Raw genomic sequence first — 19,825 nt, 5'->3', positions numbered from 1 at the left:
ATAGCGAAAATTTGCAACAACGCCAGCGTATGCAACCGTCACAAATGACGCCGTGGCTAACGGAATCCTGCCCTTTTCGGTCGCACGCGACCGGCAGGTTTGACATATCATCTATGCACGAACGGGCCGTCGTGAAGGGGCGGGGCGACAGTTTCGTATTTCAGTATATCGGCATGGTCTTGAGGACAGCGCCGTCGCGTAAAGGCCCTGGCCGGAAACAAAAGCCCCCGGCCGCGACGGGCGCGGCCGGAGGCTTGGATATTCCCTGCAAGGCCTACCGCTTCACCAGCCCGCCGATCGCATTCTCGATGATCCGGTAACCGGTGTCGCCTTCCAGGGTCATGATCGATTCCGGGTGGAACTGGACGGCGGCGATCGGCGCCTCGCGGTGCTCGATGGCCATGACGACGCCGTCGTCGGTGACGGCCGTCACATCGATCTCAGGCGGCAGGGTTTCGCGCACGGCGTGGAGCGAGTGGTAGCGCCCGACGGTCGCCGTCTCGCCGAGCCCGGCAAAGAGCGTGCTTTGCGGTGCGAGCTTGATCACCGACGGCTTGCCGTGCACCGGGATCGCGAGCTGGCCGAGCGTTGCGCCGAAGGCCTCGGCAAGCGCCTGCAGGCCGAGGCAGACGCCGAAGACGGGAAGCTCCCGCTTGCGCGCAAGGCCGATGGTCTCGGCGCAGTTGAAGTCGGTCGGGCTGCCGGGGCCGGGCGAGAGCACGACCAGGTCCGGCTGGATCTCCTCGAACGCCGCGTCGTCGACCGGCGAGCGCAGGGTGACGACCTTTGCGCCGGTCTGGCGGAAATAGTTGGCGAGCGTATGGACGAACGAATCCTCGTGGTCGACGAGGAGGATCGTCACCCCGTCACCGACGGGTTTCCGCGCCTCCGCCGTTGCCGCCGTGCCAGCCTTGGCGGCTTCACGCACGGCCGCGCGCATGGCTTCCGCCTTCAGTTCCGTCTCCCGCTCCTCGTCCTCCGGCACGGAATCGTAGAGCAGGGTCGCGCCGGCGCGGATTTCGGCAATGCCGTTCTTGATGCGGATGGTGCGAAGCGTCAGGCCGGTGTTGAGGTCGCCGTTGAAATGCACCATGCCGATGGCCCCGCCATACCAGGAGCGCGGGCTCTTTTCCTGGTTCTCGATGAACTCCATCGCCCAGCGCTTCGGCGCGCCGGTCACCGTCACGGCCCAGGCATGGGACAGGAACGCATCGAGCGCGTCCATGCCGTCCCTGAGGAGGCCCTCGATATGGTCGACGGTATGGATGAGGCGCGAATACATCTCGATCTGCCGTCGGCCGATGACGCGCACCGAGCCCGGCACGCAGACCCGGCTCTTGTCATTGCGGTCGACGTCGGAGCACATGGTCAACTCCGCCTCGTCCTTGGCCGAGTTAAGGAGCTTTCGGATCTGCGCCTCGTCCTCGATGGCGTTGCGCCCGCGCCGGATCGTGCCGGAGATCGGGCAGGTCTCCACGCGCCGCCCGCCGGTGACCCGCACGAACATCTCCGGCGAGGCGCCGACCAGATATTCCGCCGCGCCGAGATTGATGAAGAAGGCGTAGGGAGCCGGGTTGATCTCCGTCAGCCGCCGGGCGATCGCCGAGGGCGGCGTCGTGCAGCGCTCGTAGAAGGTCTGGCCGGGCACGACCTCGAAGAGATCGCCGCGCTGGAAATAGGGAAGGGCGGTGCGGGCGACATCGGCATATTCGCCCGGCTCATGGTCGCCGCGTCCCGGATCGCTGTCGTCGACTGCAAAGGGCGTCTCGACGCCGTCGCGGGCAAGCCCCGCCGAGGAATTGCCGCCATAGGCGACATCGTATGAGAGGACGGTCGCCCGGCGCCCGTAATGGTCGACCACCAGCACCTCGTCCGGCAGGTAAAGCACCATGTCGCGCTGGTCGTCGGGGCGCTCCAGCTTCATCGGGATCGGCTCGAACTGGAAGGCGAGGTCGTAGCCGAAGGCGCCGTAGAAGCCGAAATTCTCGTCCTCGTCATTGCCGAAAAGGGCAACGAGCCGGCGCACGACGGAAAAGACGGTCGGCTGTCGCGAGCGGTCCTCTTCGGAGAACCGGCCCTCGGGCGCCTTGATGGTGATCCGCACGGAGCGGTCGTCGGCAGCAAAGTCCGCCGCCTCGGGCATGTCCTTCAGCGCCTCGGCGATCGGCGCGATGAGCACCGCACCGCGCGCATTCAGCGCCTCGATGGCGACCTGCCGCCCGCTCGTCGTCAGCACCAGCGGCGGATTGACGAAGCCGACGTCCCAGCGCGTATAGCGACCGGGATATTCGTAGTTCGACGAAAAAACCGCCCCGCGCATGGTGTCGAGACGGTCGATCCACGCCCGGGTAGCCTCCCCATAGGCGATCTCTGCCTGGGTCCGTCGGACGGTGATCCCGCCGGCGGTGGTGAATTCCTTGTCGGATGCGCTCATATCTGGCTCCCATGCGCTTCGTCAGCGGTCGCATCGGCAAATGGCGGGCGACATAACGAAAAGGCCGCCCGGGGGTCCGCGGCGGCCTTTTCGTCAATGCAGAGACAAGACGTGCGTCGGCGCCGCTTTAAAAAGCGGGCCACCACCACATCGCGGTCTGCAGGTTCGTCATCATGATTTTCCCATAGCCGACCGCGGCGGCCTTTGCAATCCGCTATCGCGCCGCAACGGCAGCCACCACCGCTCCGTAGCAAATCTGTCGCAGTTGCGGCTCGACGCAGCATGGCGGGAATCGGTACCTTTCGCGCGGCCTTTGGTTTAGATAGATTTCGCACCTGCGAGATGGCATGCCGAACGACAAGACCGCGAGGGCGACGATGACGGAAGATCGCGAAAAGTGGGACGCCTATATGGAGGCGGCCATGGGGCTCCTCGGCCTTGAGGTCCGGCCGGAATGGCGCGAGGCCGTCATTTCCCATCTCATCGCCAATGCCGGTGCCGCGGGCGCCGTTGCCGCGTTCAAGGCGCCGGAGTCCTGTCTGCCCGCGCCGGAATTCGACCCCCGCAGCACTTCCGCCGATAACAGCCCGAAAAGCTGAACCCGACGAGACCAGCCATGCATATCGATCCGCTCTACGGAACCGTCGAAGAGATCGCCGAGGCCGTGCGCCTCAACGAGGTCAGTGCCGAGGACATGGCGACCCTTGCCCTGCAGGCGGTCGACGCCATCAATCCGCGCCTTGCCGCCTTCACCGACGTCACCACCGACCGGGCGCTCGCCGAGGCGACCGAGGTCGACGCCATGCTCGCCCGCGGCGAGGCGCTGCCGCCGCTGGCCGGCGTGCCGGTCGCGGTCAAGAACCTTTATGACGTCGCCGGGGTGACGACCCGTGCCGGCTCAAAGATCAACCGCGACAACCCGCCGGCCGACGTGGATGCGGCGCTGGTCGCGCGCCTGAAGAAGGCCGGGGCGCTGCTGATCGGCACCCTCAACATGGACGAATACGCCTTCGGCTTCACCGGCGAGAACGCCCATGACGGCGCCTGCCGCAATCCGCACGCGACCGACCACATGACCGGCGGTTCCTCCGCCGGCGCGGGCGCGGCGATCGCCGCGGCGATGGTCGCGGCAACGCTCGGCACCGACACCAACGGCTCGATCCGCGTGCCGGCGTCCTTCTGCGGCGTTTTCGGGCTGAAGCCGACCTACGGGGCGCTGTCGCGCGCCGGCGTCGTGCCGCTGTCCTCAAGCCTCGACCATACCGGCCCGCTCGCCCGCTCCGCCCGCGACCTGGCGCTCCTCTTCGACGTCCTGCGCGATGCGCCGATGACCGCTCCGGGGCCGTCGCCGACCATGCGCGAGCTGGACAAGGGCGCCGACGGCCTCAGGATCGCCGTTGCCGGCGGCTGGTTCCGCGAAAAGGGTTTTCCGGAAGCCCGCGCGGCTGTTGAAACGGTCGCTAAGGCGCTCGATGTGTCCGACGAGGTCGAGCTGCCGGAGGCGGGACGGGCCCGCGCCGCGGCCTATGTGCTGACGGCGGCCGAGGGTGGCGCCTACCATCTGGAGCGGCTGCGCGAACGGGCGGCGGACTTCGACCCCGACACCCGCGACCGCTTCCTTGCCGGCGCGCTCACGCCGAGCGCCTGGGTCACCGAGGCGCAGCGCTTCCGGCGCTGGTTCCGCGACCGGGTTTCGGCGCTGTTCGAGACCCACGACGTCATCCTGGCCCCGGCAACACCCTGCCACGCGCCGAAGATCGGCCAGAAGACCTTCGTGCTCGACGGCGAAGAGGTGCCGACCCGCCCGAATATCGGCCTCTACACCCAGCCGATCTCCTTCATCGGCCTGCCGGTGGTCGCCGTGCCGGTGTGGCTGGACGGCGCGCGCCTGCCGATCGGCGTGCAGGTCATCGCCGCGCCCGGCCGCGAGGACCTGGCGCTGCGCGTCGCCGCGCAGCTTGAGGAGGACGGCATCGCCAGCGCGCCGGTCGCCTCGATCATCTGACGGCTCACGGCGTGATGCCGTGTCCGACCCCTTGGTGGCAGGCGATGCAGGTCATGCCCGAGGCCCGCGCGCCCTCATGGGTGTCGCTGGCGATTTCGGACTGCTTGGCCGCGGCCGCGACCATGGATTCCGGCGTATGGCAGCCCTGGCAGGTCGCGGAGTCGGTTTCCTGCAACCAGTTCCAGACGGTCTCGGCCATCTCCTGTCGACGCGCCTGGTAGTCCTTTTCCTCGCCGATCGTGCCCCACAGATGGTACCAGACGTCGCGCGCGCCGAAGGTCGCCTTCTGCCACACATAGGCCGGCCAGGGATCGCCTTTCAGGTGGCAATCCTTGCACTGGGCCTGGACGCCCGATGCGTTGGTAAAATGGACGCTCTCCCTGTAGGTCTCTTCCGGCCAGGTCATTTCGTGGCACACGGTGCAGAACGCATTGGTACTGGTCTCATGGATCACCGTGGCGCCCACGCCGGCAACGGCAAGGCCGCCAACCCCGCCAACCAGCAGCGCCACAACGGCGATAACGGCTCCGCGCTTCATTAGAACCCCTCCGATGTTTCGATCTTCGTATAATACGGTCGCTCACATCAGAGATGGGGACGGGTCCCAAGGGTTGCACAGGGCCGGTGACATTGCGCCGCAAGGAGGTGGGTGCGTTGGTGCGGGTGGGCACTTCCGCCAGCCCAATACGCAGCCGTCACCCGAGCCAGAGCCGGGGCCGATTGTCCGGCGCGGCACGGTATGTCGGTGCCTAAAGCGCTTTCCCAAAAAGGTGACAGACTTTTTGGATAAGAAATCGCGCCAAAACAAAGACCTAAAGCATGTTGCGTGTTTCAGGAAAAACGCAACATGCTTTAGTCGGAAGGCCGCTCTGGATTGCTTCGCTGCGCTCGCAATGACGGATTCCGTTGAAATTTCAACGTCATTGCGAGGAGGCCGCAAGGCCGACGCGGCAATCCAGCGGGCGCTAGCGGTAATCTCCGCTCGTTTGTCGAATCCGCCGCATCCGCCACAAACTCAGCCGTCACCCCGGCTCTCCGCGTCGCCACGGCCGGGACGACGGGAGGGGAGAACAGCCAACCAACGCGAACACGGCATAGGCCCGAACCATCCCCCCAGCACCGTTCGGCCGCCGTCGAGCGTCCGGCAGCCTCACGACGCCGCGGAGCGGCCGCCGACGCAGGCGTCGCGGACCCTTGCGCCGCCTTCCTCGATGGAATCGAGCACCGCGCAGCGATTGCAGCGGATGGCGGCGATGAGGTCGTTGCGGCTTTCCTCGATCGAGCGCTCGGAGGTGTCGACCGTCATCGGCGCGCGGGCATAGAGCGCCTCGCGGCTGGTGAGGATTTCCTTCAGCTCTTCCATCGCTTCCGGATTGTCGGCCATCGGCCGCTTGTCGCCCTGGGCCATCACCCGGCTCATGTGCTCGTCGGGCGAGGCGCGCAGCCAGATGGCGACGAATTTCGACATCAGGAGGTCGTAGGTCTCCGGCTCGGAGACGACGCCGCCGGCCGCCGCCAGCACCACCTGATTGTAGTTGCAGGCGATCCGATCCAGCGCCGCCTTTTCCAGCTTGCGGTAGCCCTCCTGGCCGTAGAGCGCGAAGATCTCGTCGACGGCCATGCCGCTCTGGCGCTCGATTTCCGCGTTGAGCTCCACGAAGGGGTAGTTGAGTTCCCGCGCGGCCATCCGCCCGAGCGTCGACTTGCCGGCGCCGCGCAGCCCGATCAGCACGTAGCGCTCGGCCTTGTCGTATTCTTCGGAATTGACGCCGAGGATGGTCTGCACCCGCGCGACTTCCAGCGGCGAGGCGGTCTGCAGCTTCTTGACGATCTGGGCGATCTCGCCGGTCATCGGCTCGATGTCGGAAAAAAGCGTTTCCAGCGGTACGCTGATCGCCTGGGAGATCTGGCGCAGCAGCACGACGGAAATATTGCCTTTTCCGTTCTCCAACTGGGCGATGTAGCGCGGCGAGACGCCGGATATTTCCGACACCAGCTTGCGCGACATGCCGCGCCGGGCCCGGGCGAGCTTCACCTTGGCACCCAGTTCGTCCAGAAAACCGTTGGCCTCGTTATCGCGCGTCATCGTATTTCGCTGCCATTCGTGTTGCGTGGAGGGCGCCCGCCGGAACGGGTCCCCTCACCATAAACTCCGTTTCAAACTAGAAATATAATGCAACTGACGCAACTGCCGTCGAGCAATGCGCGCGCAAAAGCCGCATCGCAATCTCAGGTAGCTAGCTGAACGCAGCTACGCGCTTTTCGGTTCCATTGCGCCCCGGGCATCGCCGGCGCCGTTGGCGTCCTGGGCGGCGACGAACCGCTCCACCGCCTCGTGCATCATCGGCGGCAGGGAGATCGCCTTCATCTCCACCGCTGCGACCATGGCGCTGGCGTAGGACCCGGTGAAGCAGAGCGTGCCGCCCTGGCGGCCCTCGATGGTGTGGGCGAGCGAGCGCGAGCCGAGCCGGCTGACCCGGACGATAAGTTCCAGCTCGTGCCGCGGCGTCACCGGGGACTTGAAGTCGTTTTCCAGATGCACGAAGGGCGTGCCGAGCCCGTGGTCGAGGTTGAGCTCGTACCAGTTGGCGCCGAGCACGGCCTTGTACCAGGCCTCAAGGGCTTCCAGGCACCAGCTCGGGATGTTGCCGGTATAGGCGATCTGCGCCGGGTCGCAATCGGCCCAGGCGATGCTGCGCACATAGCGGAACGGCGCCGCGGGCGTTGCCGGGATCGTCTCGATATCCTTGACGGCATCGGGAAACACCCAGCCGCGCTTTGCCGCCGTCTTGCCCGGCACCTCACTAGGTGACGGGGCCTCAATAGGTTTCGACATGGTACCGGCCGCTCTCCCGCATCTCCGACTTGATGGCGTCCCAGGAGAGCCCGGCCTCGCGGCTGATCTCGTCAAGCGCCTCGTCGACGCCGGTCTCCATGCCCTTCAGGCCGCAGACATAGATGTGGGTGGTGGCCTTTTTCAAGAGCTCCGAGAGGGTAGTGCCCTCCACGCGCATGCGGTCCTGGACGTATTCCTTGGGCCGGTCCGGCAGGCGGGAGAAGACGAGGTTCTGCACCAGCAGCTTGGTCGGCACCTTCTTCAGCGGGCCGAAATAGGGCAGTTCCTCCGGCCGCCTTGCGCCGAAGAAGAGGTGCAGCTTGCCGTTGGCGTTCGGCGCTGCGCGGCGCCGCCGCTCGGTGAAGGCGCGGAACGGGGCGGAGCCGGTGCCGGTGCAGATCATGACGATATCGGCGTCGGTGTCGTTCGGCATCAGGAAGGTGGCGCCGAACGGGCCGGTGAGCTCGACCGTGTCGCCCTTCTTCAGGTCGCATAGGTAGTTGGAGCAGACGCCCTCCGGCTCGCGCTTGACCGTGAGCGAGAAGTTGTTGGTGTTCGGCCGCTCGCCGTCGCGCGCGCTGGAGATGGAGTAGAGCCGGGGCGCATGCGGATTGCCGATGCGGTCGGTGCCGGGCGGGATGACGCCGACGCTCTGGCCTTCCAGCACCGGGAAATTGTGGTTGCCGGCCGACAGGATGATGTGGCGGATGTCGCTCTCCGCATCCGGCGCCGTCAGTCGGTAATTGCCCTGGACGACGGCGGTCAGCGGATGCTTGCGATTGTAGAGGTTGATGCTGGGGGCGGACGCCGAGGCGGGCGGATGCACCTTGCCGCCGGCGCCCTCATGGGCCTCATGCAGGAGCCGGGCGACGTCGTCCTCGACCGCGTCGTCGCTCTCGGCCGCCTCCGCCGCGCCGCTGATCTCTTCCTGTTCGGGCAGTTCGAACCACTCGAACTGCTCGTCGATCGGATAGGCCTCCAGCACGACCCGCCAGTTGTCGATGGCGCCGGTCGGGCAGGGGGCGATGCAGCTCATGCAGAAATTGCACTTTTCCGCCAGGACGACGTAGTTGTCGTCGTTATGGGTGACGGCATCGATCGGGCAGGTCTCTTCGCAGGTATTGCAGCGAATGCAGATTTCCGGATCGATGAGATGTTGTTTTACGGGCTTGTTCATGGCGGCACGTGTTTCGGGCTGCGGGTGTCTTGCGGCTGTCGGGTCGGGCACCGCGTTGCCACCGTCATTGCGAGGAGGCCGTTAGGCCGACGCGGCAATCCATGTAGCCTGCGCTGCACTGGATTGCTTCGCTGCGCTCGCAATGACGGCGAGAACGGTGGGAGCCGGCCTTACGCGTCGTAGATCTTCACGTATTCGAAGTCGCCTTCCTTGTGGTCGATGCCGACCTTCGGCGGCGTGATCCAGTTGGCGAACTTGCCGGTCTCGAAGCACGGCTTCATCAGGCTTTCCAGATAATCGCCGTCGTCGGAGTTGGGCAGCCACTCGTCGCGGCGCTTCTCCCACGCGTCCTTGGAGATCAGCGTGCCGTCCGGCGTGGCGTAGGCGCCGGAGAACTCGCCGATATGGCGGTGGAAGGCCATGTGCGGCAGCGACAGCTCGAAGTCGACGCCGTACTTCTTGAAGATGCGGTTCCAGCGGCCGACGCCGCCGCCGGCATCCTTGGAGTAGTCGTCGCGCAGGCGCATGTTGAGGGCGGTCAGCGCCGGCTCCTGGACCGTCACCGCCTTGCCGTCGATCAGCCGGATCACCGGATAGGTGTCGTTGACGAGCTGGTGGTCGTCCTCGATCTTGTGCTCCTGGAAGCGGCCCTTGATGCCGGCATTGAAGGCGTTGGCGGCGTTGGTGGAGACTTCGGAACCGAAGAGGTCGAGCGACAGCGTGTAGTGCAGGTTCAGCTTCTTCTGGATCAGCGGCAGGTCGACGACGCCGAGGGCCCGCACCTTTTCCACGTCGTAGGGGTCGGTGATACCGGCCTCCTTCATCGCCTCGCAGGTGCGCTCGATGGTCCGCCCGACGCCGGTCTCGCCGACGAACATGTGGTGGGCTTCCTCCGTCAGCATGAAGCGGCAGGTGCGCGACAGCGGATCGAAGCCGGACTGGGCGAGCGCTTCGAGCTGCATCTTGCCGTCGCGGTCGGTGAAGTAGGTGAACATGAAGAAGGAGAGCCAGTCGGGCGTCGCCTCGTTGAAGGCGCCGAGCATGCGCGGCGCGTCCTCCGAACCGGAGCGGCGGCGCAGCAGCTCGTTGGATTCCTCGCGCCCGTCGGCGCCGAAATATTTCTGCAGCAGATAGACCATCGCCCACAGGTGCCGGCCTTCCTCCACATTGACCTGGAACAGGTTGCGCATGTCGTAGAGCGAGGGCGCGGTGGCGCCGAGATGGCGCTGCTGTTCGACGGAGGCCGGCTCGGTGTCGCCCTGGATGACGATGAGGCGGCGCATCAGGCCGCGATATTCGCCCGGAACCTCCTGCCAGGCCGGCTCGCCGAAATGCTGGCCGAACGGGATCTTGCGGTCCTCGACCTGCGGGGCAAGCAGGATGCCCCAGCGGTATTCCGGCATCTTCACATAGTCGAACTTGGCCCAGCCCTTGGGATCGACGCTGATGGCGGTGCGGAGATACACGAGCGACTCCTGGAAGCCCTCCGGCCCCATGTCCTGCCACCAGTCGAGATAGCCCGGATGCCAGCGCTCCAACGCCTTGAGGAGGCGCCGGTCGTCGGACAGGCTGACATTGTTCGGGATTTGCGTGTCATAGCTGACGTTCATGGTGTCGAGCATTGCGTGTTCCTCCAGAAATCTTGTTCGTTGGCGCCGTCAGACGCGCGTGGTGTCGTAGTCGCCGCGAATGCCGCTGCCGTAGCGGCGCAGCGCGCCGTTCTCGCCGACGGCGTTGGGGCGCTGGAAAATCCAGTTCTGCCAGGCGGTGAGCCGCCCGAAGATGCGGGTCTCCATGGTCTCCGGCCCGGCAAAGCGCAGGTTCGCCTCCATGCCGGTGAGGGCATCGGGCGAGAAGGAGGCCCGCTCTTCCAGGAAGATGCGGATCTCGTCCTCCCAGTCGATGTCGTCATAGGCGAAGGTGACGAGGCCGAGATCGTCTGCTTCGGTCGCATCGAGCGCCGTGCCGCAGGCCGCCTTGGCCTTGTCGACGCTTTCCGGCTCGCCGAGGAAGCGGGTCTGCAGCCGCGTCAGGTCGTTCGACATCGGATAGCGGCCGAAATTGCCTTCCGTCAGCGTCAGCGTCGCCTCCGGCCGGTTGTCGCCCTCGAACTGGCCGATCAGCATGTAGCTCCGGTCCGCGGCAAAGGCGATTTCGGCAAGCGGGCCGGCAAAGCAGGAGCCGGGCTCGACCAGCGCCACGAGGGTGCGCGAGGTGAGGTCGATGCGCTTGAAGAGGCGCTGCCAGTAAAGAAGGATCTCGCGGGCGAGCCAGTTGCCGTCATTGGCCAGAAGGAAGGCCTCCTGGGCGACGACCTTTTCCGGGTCGCCGACGGTCTTGAAGACGACGGCGGCGGTGTCCGGCTCGTTGAAGCGCAGGTGCAGGATCGCATCGTCCAGCTCGCGGGCAAACCGGAGGCACCAGGCGTCGGCGCCTTGCGCGGCAAGCGCATCGGTGTCGGCCGGCGCATCCGCATCGGGGCCGGTGATGGTGATCGTCGCCACGCGGGTGTCGCGGTCGAGCTCCAGCGACACGGTCGAATAGGTGACCGCGTTGTCGGTAATGGTGCGCTGGAGCGGCGTCAGCGAAACGCCCTTGGCGTCGTCCGGCCGGTCGGAGCGGGACGCGATCTCGTTCGCCCGCTCGGCGACCACTTCGTCGAACTTGGAATTGGTGGCGATCTCGTCGACGAGCCGCCAGTCGACGGCGCGCTTGCCCTTGATGCCTTCCTCGATGGAGCAGAAGACGTCGGCAAGGTCGCGGCGGACCTTGCGTTTGTCGGTGACGCGGGTGAGGCCGCCGGTGCCCGGCAGGACGGCAAGGAGCGGCACCTCGGGAAGGGCGACGGAGGACGAGCCGTCGTCGGTCAGGATGATGTGGTCGGTGGCGAGCGCCAGCTCGTAGCCGCCGCCGGCGCAGGCGCCCTGGACCGCGGCGATGTAGGTCTGGCCCGACAGGGTGCCGGCCGCTTCCATGGCGTTGCGGGTCTCGTTGGTGAACTTGCAGAAATTGACCTTGTGGGCGTGGGTCGCGCCGCCGAGCATGCGGATGTTGGCGCCGGCGCAGAACACCCGGTCCTTGCCGGACTTCAGCACCACGGCCTTGACCTCCGGATGCTCGAAGCGCAGCCGCTGGATGGCGTCGGCAAGCTCGATGTCGACGCCGAGGTCGTAGGAGTTGAGCTTCAGCTGGTAGCCGTCGAAGAGGCCCGCGTTCTCGTCCACGTCCATGGTCAGCGTGGCGATCGGCCCGTCGGTGTCGATCCGCCAGTGCCGGTATTTTGACGGGTCGGTTTGGAAGTCGATGGTCATGGGTCCTCCCTTAGGGGCCGATATTCGTTTCATGGCATATTGCAACATAGTGCATGATTGTCAATCAGCTTGCGCCGAATATATGCATTTTACGCCTATATTTTCGCATTCTCGAAGGTGTCTAACGTGAAATTGAGCATAATAGTGCATAAAATATCATCTAAGATTGCAGAAACGCAAAAATCGCATCAAGAGTCGCATCGGGCCGATCGCGGAACGGCGAATGGCCGCAATCCTCAAGATGGGCGACCGTCACCGGCGCGCTGACGTGCCGGCGCACCGCCTCGATCTGGGCGATGGTGCCGTATTCGTCGTCCCTGCCCTGGACGACGAGGGTCGGGACGGAAACGCCGGCGAGATCTGCCTCGATATTCCACTTGAGGAAATCCGGATGCAGCCAGGAATCGGCCCAGCCCCGGAACGCGCAGTCGACATTGTCGCCGTGGTGGCGCTCCAGCTTGTCCCGCAGGCCGTCCTCAAAAATCCGGTTGATCTCGGCGATGGACGCGACGCAGCAGTCCTCGTTGAAGAAGTGCGGCGCCAGCAGGATCAGCTTTTCGACGCGGGCATCGTCGAAGCGGCCGCAATAGACCGAGGCGATCGAGCCGCCGTCGGAATGGCCAAGGAGCGCGCCGCGCCGGAACCCGATGGCGTCGAGCAGCGGCGGCACCACGTCGACGGCCTCGCGCGTCATATAGTCGAGCGGGCGGGGCAGGGCGCAGGGGGACGACTTGCCGTAGCCCTGGCGCGAATAGACGAAGACGCCGTAGCCGGTCGCCTCTGCCAGCCGGTCCGGGAAGTCGCGCCAGGTGGTGACCGCCCCGAGCCCCTCGTGGAGCATGACGATGGTCGGCGCGTCCTCGGGCCCCGGCCCGATCCAGCGATAGTGCAGCTCGGCCTCGCCGACCCGGATCAGGCCTTCGGCGGCGAGCGCCGGGGCATCCGCTCTCATAGCATTTCGCGCAGCTTGAAGCGCTGGATCTTGCCGGTGGCGGTCTTCGGCAGCTCGTCGACAAACTCGATCCAGCGCGGATACTTCCACTTGCCGATTTCCGACTTCACGTGCTCCTTGAGCATGTCGTAGTCGAGGTCGGCGCCGTTCTTCGGCACCACGAAGGCACAGGGCTTGATGAGGTTCTCCCCGTCCGCCCGCGGCACGACGGCGGCTTCCAGGACGCCCGGATGGGAGATCAGCGCGGACTCCACTTCGAACGGGGAGACCCAGATGCCGCTGACCTTGAACATGTCGTCGGTGCGCCCGCAATAGACGTAGTTGCCGCTGGCATCGCGGGTGTATTTGTCGCCGGTGCGGGTCCATTCGCCCATGAAGGTGCGCCGGCTCTTTTCCCGCTGGTTCCAGTAGCCGACGGCGGCCGTCGTGCCGCGCACCAGAAGTTCGCCGACCTCGCCGTCGGCGACATCGGCGTCGTGCTCGTCGACCAGCCGGACGTCATAGCCCGGCACCGGCTTGCCGGAGGTGCCGTAGACGATGTCGTCCGGCTTGTTGGACAGGAAGATGTGCAGCATTTCCGTGGAGCCGACGCCGTCGACGATGTCGACGCCGAAAAGCTTCTTCCAGCGCTTGCCCACATCCTCCGGCAGCGCCTCGCCGGCCGAAACGCAGATCCGCAGCTTCGGCGAGCCCATCGCGGGCCCGGCCTCCGGATAGGCAAGCATCGCCGCATAGAGCGTCGGCACGCCGCAAAAGACGGTCGGCTGGTATGTCTGCAGGATGTCAAAGACCGCCTGCGGCGTCGGCCGGGCGGGATAGAGGATGGTGGTGGCGCCGGCCGCCATCGGGAATGACAGGCCGTTGCCGAGCCCATAGGCAAAGAACAGCTTGGCTGCGGAAAAGACGACGTCGTTCTCCGAAAAGCCGATGATGTTGGTGCCGAAGAGCGTTGCGGTTTCCGCCGCGCTCGTCTGCACATGCGGCACGCCCTTCGGCGCGCCGGTCGAGCCGGAGGAATAGAGCCAGAAGGCGACCTCGTCGGCGGTCGTCTCGGCCGTCGCGCCGCGCTCCGAGGCGGCGAGTTCGGCGGCGAAGTCCAGCGTTCCCGCAACCGGATGGCCGACGACGAAGACATGCTCCAGCGTCGGGATCGAGGCAAGGATCGGCGCCACGGTCTGGTAGAGCGGCTCGGAGACGAAGAGGGCCTTGGCGCGGGAATCGGAGAGCATGTAGCGGTACTGCTCGCCCGACAGCAGCGTGTTCAGCGCCACCGGGATGACGCCGGCGCGGATCGCGCCGAGGAAGATGACCGGATATTCGATCGTATCGAGGGTGATCATCGCCACCCGGTCCTCGCGCCTCAACCCGAAGCGGGAAAGGAGCCCGACCATGCGCTCGCTATCCGCCTGAAGCTCACCATAGGTGAGGCTGCGCTCGCCCTCGATGAAGGCCGGCTTGTCGCCGCGCCCGGCGTCCACATTGCGGTCGATGAAATCCACCGCGACATTGAAGATGCGCTTGTCGTCCATGTGCTTCCTGCCCTTGCGCGGGGCGCTTTAGGGGCGCCCGGTCCGTTGTTGTTGCCCGATCCATTGTTGTTTTGATCGTCGGGGCCGGCCGGCATGCAGCGGCCTTGTCCCCTTTACTTTCCGGTGAACTCGATCGCCCCCTCCGGGAGCAGGTAGAGCACGTAGGCGTCGCCCCCGCTCACCGTCGGGTGGTGGGCGCTGCCCGGCTCGTAGACGTACCAGGGGCCGTCGAATCCGTCGAAGCGCGGCGCGCCGTCGATCGGCATGACGAGCCCGATCTCGCCGTTTGTGTGGACGTGGTGCGGGCCCTTGACGTCCTTCATGCGCACCACGTCGACGCTGAAGCGTCCCGCCTCCGCACCGGGCTTCACCGCGCGGCCGAACTTGATACCGCCGGCCTCGCGCTGCATCAGCCAGCCGTCTTCCTCGCCGCGGGCGCAGGCCTCGGCCAGTGTCGTCACGATATCACCGTTTGCGGGGAAGCTGCGGTTGAGGTGATCGGCGAGCGCTCCGTCAAGCGGGCGCGCGCCGATGGCATCGACGACGGTGGCGATCGAAGTCTTGAATGTGTCCATGGTCGGTCCTCCCGCGGCCTTTCCGGCCGTCGTGCTTGTAATGTGCATTATATCGCATAATCGCATTCCATGGTCCGGATCAAGCAAAATCCGGAACAGTCCGGATATGAAAGATATTACCCATGCAAAAACATAGGGTTATTGGGGTGGGGTGCGGCCGGGACATATTCGCAAATCATCACTTGCACCGTGGGGAGAAAGAATTATAGTGCTCGTATTCGGCCGGGGGACCTCCCGGAACGACAATGCGAAATCCCGGGATGCACATCGGGAAATCCAGGTAGGCTTGCACGCGGGTCCCCGCCTTGTAAGGTCGGGGGCACCACCAGGGAGGAAATAAAATGCGAAAGACTTTCATGGCGTCCGCCGTTCTGGCGGCGGCGCTGACGCTGCCCGCTCAGGCAGCGGACTACAAGGTCGGGCTGCTGCTGCCCTATTCGGGCGTCTATGCCTCGCTCGGCAATGACATCACCGCCGGCTTCAACCTTGCGGTCGAGCATTTCGGCAAGGATCTCGGCGACGACAGCCTGACCCTCGTCCAGGAAGACACCGAGGTGAAGCCGCCGGTCGGCCTCGCCAAGGCGCGCAAGCTGGTCCTGCAGGACAAGGTCGACGCCATTTCCGGCATCGTCTCGTCCGGCGTTCTCGCCGCCCTGCGCGACTTCGTGCACCAGACGGAGACCCCGCTTATCGTCGCCAATGCCGGCAACGACCAGATGACCGGCGAGCGCTGCAGCCCCTACATCATCCGCGTGTCCTTCTCCAACGGCCAGGTCAACCGGCCGATGGGCCCGTGGCTGGTCGAAAAGGGCGTCAAGAAGATCTACACCCTGGCGCCGGACTATGCCGCCGGCCACCAGATGATCGAGGCGTTCTCCAAGTCCTTCACCGAGGCTGGCGGCGAGATCGTCGACGGCCAGTTCACGCCGTTCCGCAAGACCAAGGACTTCGGCCCGTACCTGACGGCCGCTGCCGCCAGCGGCGCCGACGGCATCTTCGTCTTCTATGCCGGCGGCGAGGCGATCGGCTTCGTCAAGCAGTACGGCGAATTCGGCATCAACGAGAAGATGCCGCTCTACGGCTCCGGCTGGCTGACCTCGCCGCTCTATGTGGCCGCCGAAGGCAAGGCCGCCGACGGCGTCATCACCTCGCTGAACTATTCGCCGAGCATCGAGAACCCCGAGAACGAGCGCTTCCAGAAGGACTACATGGCCACCCATGACCGTCCGGCCTCGGAATACGCCGTCCAGGGCTACGATGCCGGCCGGCTGGTCATCGAGGCCATCAAGGCCTCCGGCGGCGACAAGGACGCCTTCAAGAAGAACCTCTCCAAGGTCAAGTTCTCCGGCCCGCGCGGCCCCCTGGAGATCGACCCGGCGACCAACAACATCGTCCAGAACATCTACATCTACGAGACCAAGGTCGCCGAGGACGGTTCCACGTCCCAGGAGATCCTGGATGTCGTCGAGGCCGTTCGCGACGCGCCGAACGGCTGCCAGATGAACTGATCCGGCTTGGGGCCGGAGGCGGCACGCTTCGCCTCCGGCCTTTCGCCCGCCCGCCGCAGTCTTTGACGAGACCCGCGTGACGCCGGCGTTGCAAAACCCGAAAATTCTGGCTGTGATGGGGGCCGTGGCGTTTTCAGCACGCGACGGCGGGAGGCGAGCTTCCTGATGTTGACCGATCCCGGATATCTTTTCGTTCAGTTCCTGAACGGGCTGCAGTTCTCCATGCTGCTGTTCCTGTTGTCGGTCGGGCTGAGCGTCACCTTCGGGCTGATGAACTTCGTCAACCTCGCCCATGGTGCACTCTATGCCTGCGGCGCCTTCATCGGCTATTCCATCGCCATGGCGACCGGCTCGTTCTGGGCCGCGTTCCTTCTTGCCCCGCTTGCCGTCTGCGTCATCGGCGCGGTCCTCTACGGCGTCCTGATCCGCCAGGTCCGCTCCGCCGGCCCGCTGACCCAGGTGCTGCTGACCTTCGGGCTCATCTTCATCTTCCTCGATGCCTTCCGGGTCATCTGGGGCGACCTTGCCCTCGGCGTCTCCGCGCCGACGCTGCTTGCCACCAACATCCACATCTTCGGCCAGACCTATCCGCTCTACCGCCTGTTCCTGATTTGCCTCGGCCTTGCCGTCTACCTGATCCTCTGGCTGTTCCTGGAGCGCACCAATATCGGCGCCATGGTGCGGGCCTCCGTCGACAATGCGGAAATGGCCTCCTGCCTCGGCGTCAATGTGGAGCGGCTGTTCTTCGCGGTCTTCTGCACCGGCTGCCTGCTTGCCGGTCTTGCCGGCGTCGTCGCCGCGCCCATCGTTTCGGTCTATCCGGGCATGGACCTTGAGATCCTGATCCCGACGCTCATCGTCGTCGTCATCGGCGGCCTCGGCAGCCTCAAGGGTGCCATCGTCGGCTCGCTCCTGATCGGCATGCTGCAGACCTTCGGCCAGGTGCTGATCCCGCAGCTTGCCGGCTCGCTCAGCTACATCCTCCTCGGCGCAACGCTCATCCTCAGGCCCGAGGGCCTGTTCCCGGCGCGGGCGCACTGACCATGTACTATCCCTCAAAGCTCCGCTCCGCCGTCGCCGCACTCCTTTTCGTCGCCGGCATCGTTGCCGCCTTCCAGGCCGGCTATTTCGGCAAGGAGATCCTCGTCGAGATCGCGCTCTACGCGCTTCTGGCCTTGAGCCTCGACTTCCTCGCCGGCTTCGGCGGCATGGTCTCCCTCGGCCACGCCGCCTTCTACGGCATCGGCGGCTATGCCTATGTGATCCTGTCGATGCAGGCCGGCGTGCCGCCGCTCGCCGCCATGGGGCTGGCGCTCGTTCCCTGCTTTGCCGCCGGCTGGCTCCTCGGCATCGTCACCTCCAAGGTGCGCGGCATCTTCTACATCATGGCGACGCTCGCCTTCGGCCAGATGATCTACGTCTTCACCTTCCAGAACCGCATGCTCGGCGGCAGCGACGGCATCGCCGGCGTGCCGCGCATCGACCTTTCCGCCATCGGCATCGACATGAACGACCCCAGCATCTTTGCCTGCGCCGTCGTCGTCGCCACCGGCCTCGTCTATCTCGTGTTCTCGCGCATCCTGACGTCGAGCTTCGGGCGAACGCTCGTCGGCCTCCACCGCAACGAAAACCGCATGCGCGCCCTCGGCCTCTCGGTGCGCTGGTACAAGGCGATGGCGAGCGCGCTCGCCGGCACGGCGGCAGGCTTTGCCGGCACCATCGCCGCCCAGCACACCATGTTCGTCTCGCCCGGCATGATGGACTGGACCACCTCCGGCGAGGTGCTGATCATGGTCATCCTCGGTGGCCTTGAAACCCTCATCGGCCCGATCGTCGGCGCCGCCTTCGTCGTGCTGCTGAAGCACGAGATCTCCGAATTCACCAACCACTGGCACTTCTTCATCGGCGTCTTCCTGATCGTCGCCATCCTTGCCGGCGGCAAGGGCCTCTATGGCTCGCTGGAAGCCGGCGTTGCCCGGCTGACCCGCAAGAAGCCGGTTGCGGACGACGCGTCTGACGCCGCCCCCGCCGAAACCCCGGAGGCCGGCAATGCTTGAGGTGATCGAACTCTCCAAGGCCTTCGGCGCGCTACGGGTCACCAACAACGTCTCGTTCAAGCTGGAACAAGGCGAGCGCCGGGTCGTGCTGGGCCCGAACGGCGCCGGCAAGACGACGCTGTTCAATCTCCTGACCGGCGAACTCGCGCCGGATTCCGGGAAGATCAACATCGACGGCGTCACCGTCAACCAGATGCTGCCGAACGAGCGCGTCCGCCTCGGCCTCGGCCGCAGCTTCCAGAAGAACAATCTGTTCACGGGCCTCACCGTCGGCGAAAGCCTCAGGCTCGCGCTCGCCATCAAGCGCCAGAAGACCTTTTCCCTGTGGCGCGACGGCACCCGCGATGCCGGTATCGTCGAAAGGGCCGAGGAAATCGCCGGCATGGTCGGCCTGACGACCCAGATCGACGTCTCCTGCGACGCGCTTTCGTATGGAGCCCGCCGCCAGCTCGAGGTCGGCCTGGCGCTCGCCTCCGAACCCAAGGTGCTCCTCATGGACGAGCCGACCTCCGGCGTCGGCCCGGACATGACCGATGCCTTCACCGCCATGGTCGGTGGGCTGCCGCGCGACCTCACCATCCTCATCATCGAGCATGACCTCGACGTCGCCTTCGACATCGCCGACAGCGTCACCGTCCTGAATTTCGGCAAGGTGGTGTTCGACGGCACGCCCGAGGCGGCCCGCACAAGCCGCGAGGTGCGCGAAATCTATCTGGGGGACTGGGCCGGCGATGCTTGAGATTTCCGGACTGCACACCGGCTACGGCGAAAAGCGCGTGCTGCACGGCGTCGACCTCACCGTCGGCGAGGGCGAGGTGGTGACCCTTCTCGGCCGCAACGGCGCCGGCAAGACGACGACCCTGAAGGCCGTCATGAGCCTGTTGCCGGCGATGGAGGGCGAGATCCGCTTCGACGGCGCGCCGCTGAAGAAGGTGAAGACCTACGATCTATCCGCGATCGGGCTGTCCTTCGTGCCGGAAAACCGCGGCATCTTCCCCTCGCTCTCCGTCCGCGAGAATTTGGAACTGACCCGCTCCACCCGCCGCGAGGTCGCCAATGGCTGGACCATGGAGCGGGTGTTCGAGTTCTTCCCGCGCTTGCGCGAACGGCTCGACAATGGCGGCTCGCAGCTTTCCGGCGGCGAGCAGCAGATGCTGGCGATCGCCCGCGGCCTGCTCCTCAACCCCAAGCTCCTGATCCTCGACGAGCCGACGGAGGGCCTTGCCCCGATCGTCGTCAAGCAGATCCACGAGCGGCTGATGGAGCTGAAGAAGGCCGGCCTCTCCATCCTGCTGGTGGAGCAGAATTTCGGCTTTGCCACGACCCTTGCCGACCGCGCCTTCGTGCTCGGCCGCGGCGAGATCCAGTGGTCCGGCCCATCCGGCGATCTGCGCGGCGAGAGCGACATCCAGCATCGCTGGCTCGGCGTGTGATACCGTTG

The 19,825-nt window shown here is 65.7% G+C and carries 16 protein-coding genes and 1 pseudogene; 7 read left to right on the top strand and 10 right to left on the bottom strand.

What is annotated here, in order from left to right; genetic code table 11:
• Nucleotides 1-274: 274 nt before the first annotated feature.
• A complete protein-coding gene (locus M2319_RS10830) occupies nt 275-2,434 on the bottom strand; it encodes an anthranilate synthase component I (protein WP_264601472.1) in 2,160 nt (719 codons plus the stop codon).
• A gap of 347 nt (nt 2,435-2,781) precedes the next feature.
• Between M2319_RS10830 and M2319_RS10825 the strand changes: the two genes are divergently transcribed.
• Nucleotides 2,782-3,033, top strand: coding sequence for a DUF4089 domain-containing protein (locus M2319_RS10825; RefSeq protein WP_264601471.1), 252 nt, complete (start codon nt 2,782-2,784; stop codon nt 3,031-3,033).
• A 17-nt stretch (nt 3,034-3,050) separates the two neighbouring features.
• Nucleotides 3,051-4,439 carry an AtzE family amidohydrolase gene (locus M2319_RS10820; protein ID WP_264601470.1) on the top strand — a complete coding sequence of 463 codons (1,389 nt, stop codon included), beginning with the start codon at nt 3,051-3,053 and terminating at the stop codon, nt 4,437-4,439.
• Between the two features lie 4 nt (nt 4,440-4,443).
• Here M2319_RS10820 and M2319_RS10815 read toward each other — a convergent pair whose 3' ends face one another.
• The 9 genes and pseudogenes from M2319_RS10815 to M2319_RS10775 all read right to left on the bottom strand — a co-directional run bounded on the left by M2319_RS10815 (nt 4,444) and on the right by M2319_RS10775 (nt 14,819).
• Nucleotides 4,444-4,977 carry a NapC/NirT family cytochrome c gene (locus M2319_RS10815; RefSeq protein ID WP_264601469.1) on the bottom strand — a complete coding sequence of 178 codons (534 nt, stop codon included), beginning with the start codon at nt 4,975-4,977 and terminating at the stop codon, nt 4,444-4,446.
• A gap of 612 nt (nt 4,978-5,589) precedes the next feature.
• A pseudogene (locus M2319_RS10810) lies at nt 5,590-6,543 on the bottom strand (helix-turn-helix transcriptional regulator); the annotation flags it as partial.
• Nucleotides 6,544-6,690: 147 nt separating this feature from the next.
• The gene (locus tag M2319_RS10805; protein ID WP_264601468.1) at nt 6,691-7,275 is read right to left on the bottom strand and encodes an acyl-CoA thioesterase; all 585 of its coding nucleotides are present in this window, start codon (nt 7,273-7,275) and stop codon (nt 6,691-6,693) included.
• Nucleotides 7,259-8,452 (bottom strand): benzoyl-CoA 2,3-epoxidase subunit BoxA, encoded by a 1,194-nt coding sequence (boxA, locus tag M2319_RS10800; RefSeq protein WP_264601467.1) that lies wholly within the window; start codon nt 8,450-8,452, stop codon nt 7,259-7,261. The genes M2319_RS10805 and boxA overlap by 17 nt, the downstream gene beginning before the upstream one ends.
• A 170-nt stretch (nt 8,453-8,622) precedes the next feature.
• Nucleotides 8,623-10,062, bottom strand: coding sequence for a benzoyl-CoA 2,3-epoxidase subunit BoxB (gene boxB, locus M2319_RS10795; protein WP_264601628.1), 1,440 nt, complete (start codon nt 10,060-10,062; stop codon nt 8,623-8,625).
• Between the two features lie 48 nt (nt 10,063-10,110).
• A complete protein-coding gene (boxC, locus tag M2319_RS10790; RefSeq protein ID WP_406682094.1) occupies nt 10,111-11,796 on the bottom strand; it encodes a 2,3-epoxybenzoyl-CoA dihydrolase in 1,686 nt (561 codons plus the stop codon).
• A 127-nt stretch (nt 11,797-11,923) separates the two neighbouring features.
• On the bottom strand, nt 11,924-12,715 hold the full coding sequence (locus M2319_RS10785; protein WP_264601465.1) for an alpha/beta fold hydrolase: 792 nt from the start codon (nt 12,713-12,715) through the stop codon (nt 11,924-11,926).
• On the bottom strand, nt 12,712-14,244 hold the full coding sequence (locus tag M2319_RS10780; RefSeq protein ID WP_264601464.1) for a benzoate-CoA ligase family protein: 1,533 nt from the start codon (nt 14,242-14,244) through the stop codon (nt 12,712-12,714). Before M2319_RS10780 ends, M2319_RS10785 begins: the two co-directional genes overlap by 4 nt.
• Nucleotides 14,245-14,357: 113 nt before the next feature.
• Nucleotides 14,358-14,819, bottom strand: coding sequence for a DUF4863 family protein (locus M2319_RS10775; RefSeq protein WP_264601463.1), 462 nt, complete (start codon nt 14,817-14,819; stop codon nt 14,358-14,360).
• A 341-nt stretch (nt 14,820-15,160) separates the two neighbouring features.
• On the opposite strand from M2319_RS10775, the gene M2319_RS10770 reads away from it, so the two are divergent.
• The 5 genes from M2319_RS10770 to M2319_RS10750 all read left to right on the top strand — a co-directional run bounded on the left by M2319_RS10770 (nt 15,161) and on the right by M2319_RS10750 (nt 19,817).
• Nucleotides 15,161-16,327: an ABC transporter substrate-binding protein gene (locus M2319_RS10770; RefSeq protein WP_264601462.1), complete on the top strand. Its 1,167-nt coding sequence runs from the start codon at nt 15,161-15,163 to the stop codon at nt 16,325-16,327.
• 165 nt (nt 16,328-16,492) lie between these two features.
• Complete coding sequence (locus tag M2319_RS10765; RefSeq protein WP_264601461.1) at nt 16,493-17,368, top strand: branched-chain amino acid ABC transporter permease; 876 nt, start codon at nt 16,493-16,495, stop codon at nt 17,366-17,368.
• Nucleotides 17,369-17,370: 2 nt separating this feature from the next.
• Entirely contained in the window at nt 17,371-18,384 is a 1,014-nt protein-coding gene (locus tag M2319_RS10760; protein ID WP_264601460.1) for a branched-chain amino acid ABC transporter permease, read from the top strand.
• Complete coding sequence (locus M2319_RS10755; protein ID WP_264601459.1) at nt 18,377-19,123, top strand: ABC transporter ATP-binding protein; 747 nt, start codon at nt 18,377-18,379, stop codon at nt 19,121-19,123. The genes M2319_RS10760 and M2319_RS10755 overlap by 8 nt, the downstream gene beginning before the upstream one ends.
• On the top strand, nt 19,116-19,817 hold the full coding sequence (locus tag M2319_RS10750; protein ID WP_264601458.1) for an ABC transporter ATP-binding protein: 702 nt from the start codon (nt 19,116-19,118) through the stop codon (nt 19,815-19,817). Before M2319_RS10755 ends, M2319_RS10750 begins: the two co-directional genes overlap by 8 nt.
• The last annotated feature ends 8 nt before the right edge of the window (nt 19,818-19,825 follow it).

Source organism: Rhodobium gokarnense, assembly GCF_025961475.1.
Taxonomy (GTDB): Bacteria; Pseudomonadota; Alphaproteobacteria; order Rhizobiales; family Rhodobiaceae; genus Rhodobium; species Rhodobium gokarnense.
Note: the sequence above shows the minus strand (reverse complement) of the source record. Positions and strands in the feature narration are given on the sequence as shown.

Coding starts and splice junctions, on each gene's coding strand:
- M2319_RS10805 (WP_264601468.1), bottom strand. CDS start 7,275: ATGTCGAAACCTATTGAGGCCCCGTCACCTAGTGAGGTGCCGGGCAAG.
- M2319_RS10830 (WP_264601472.1), bottom strand. CDS start 2,434: ATGAGCGCATCCGACAAGGAATTCACCACCGCCGGCGGGATCACCGTC.
- M2319_RS10775 (WP_264601463.1), bottom strand. CDS start 14,819: ATGGACACATTCAAGACTTCGATCGCCACCGTCGTCGATGCCATCGGC.
- M2319_RS10765 (WP_264601461.1), top strand. CDS start 16,493: ATGTTGACCGATCCCGGATATCTTTTCGTTCAGTTCCTGAACGGGCTG.
- M2319_RS10760 (WP_264601460.1), top strand. CDS start 17,371: ATGTACTATCCCTCAAAGCTCCGCTCCGCCGTCGCCGCACTCCTTTTC.
- M2319_RS10780 (WP_264601464.1), bottom strand. CDS start 14,244: ATGGACGACAAGCGCATCTTCAATGTCGCGGTGGATTTCATCGACCGC.
- M2319_RS10785 (WP_264601465.1), bottom strand. CDS start 12,715: ATGAGAGCGGATGCCCCGGCGCTCGCCGCCGAAGGCCTGATCCGGGTC.
- M2319_RS10815 (WP_264601469.1), bottom strand. CDS start 4,977: ATGAAGCGCGGAGCCGTTATCGCCGTTGTGGCGCTGCTGGTTGGCGGG.
- M2319_RS10755 (WP_264601459.1), top strand. CDS start 18,377: ATGCTTGAGGTGATCGAACTCTCCAAGGCCTTCGGCGCGCTACGGGTC.
- boxA (WP_264601467.1), bottom strand. CDS start 8,452: ATGAACAAGCCCGTAAAACAACATCTCATCGATCCGGAAATCTGCATT.
- M2319_RS10750 (WP_264601458.1), top strand. CDS start 19,116: ATGCTTGAGATTTCCGGACTGCACACCGGCTACGGCGAAAAGCGCGTG.
- M2319_RS10825 (WP_264601471.1), top strand. CDS start 2,782: ATGCCGAACGACAAGACCGCGAGGGCGACGATGACGGAAGATCGCGAA.
- boxC (WP_406682094.1), bottom strand. CDS start 11,796: ATGAAACGAATATCGGCCCCTAAGGGAGGACCCATGACCATCGACTTC.
- M2319_RS10770 (WP_264601462.1), top strand. CDS start 15,161: ATGCGAAAGACTTTCATGGCGTCCGCCGTTCTGGCGGCGGCGCTGACG.
- boxB (WP_264601628.1), bottom strand. CDS start 10,062: ATGAACGTCAGCTATGACACGCAAATCCCGAACAATGTCAGCCTGTCC.
- M2319_RS10820 (WP_264601470.1), top strand. CDS start 3,051: ATGCATATCGATCCGCTCTACGGAACCGTCGAAGAGATCGCCGAGGCC.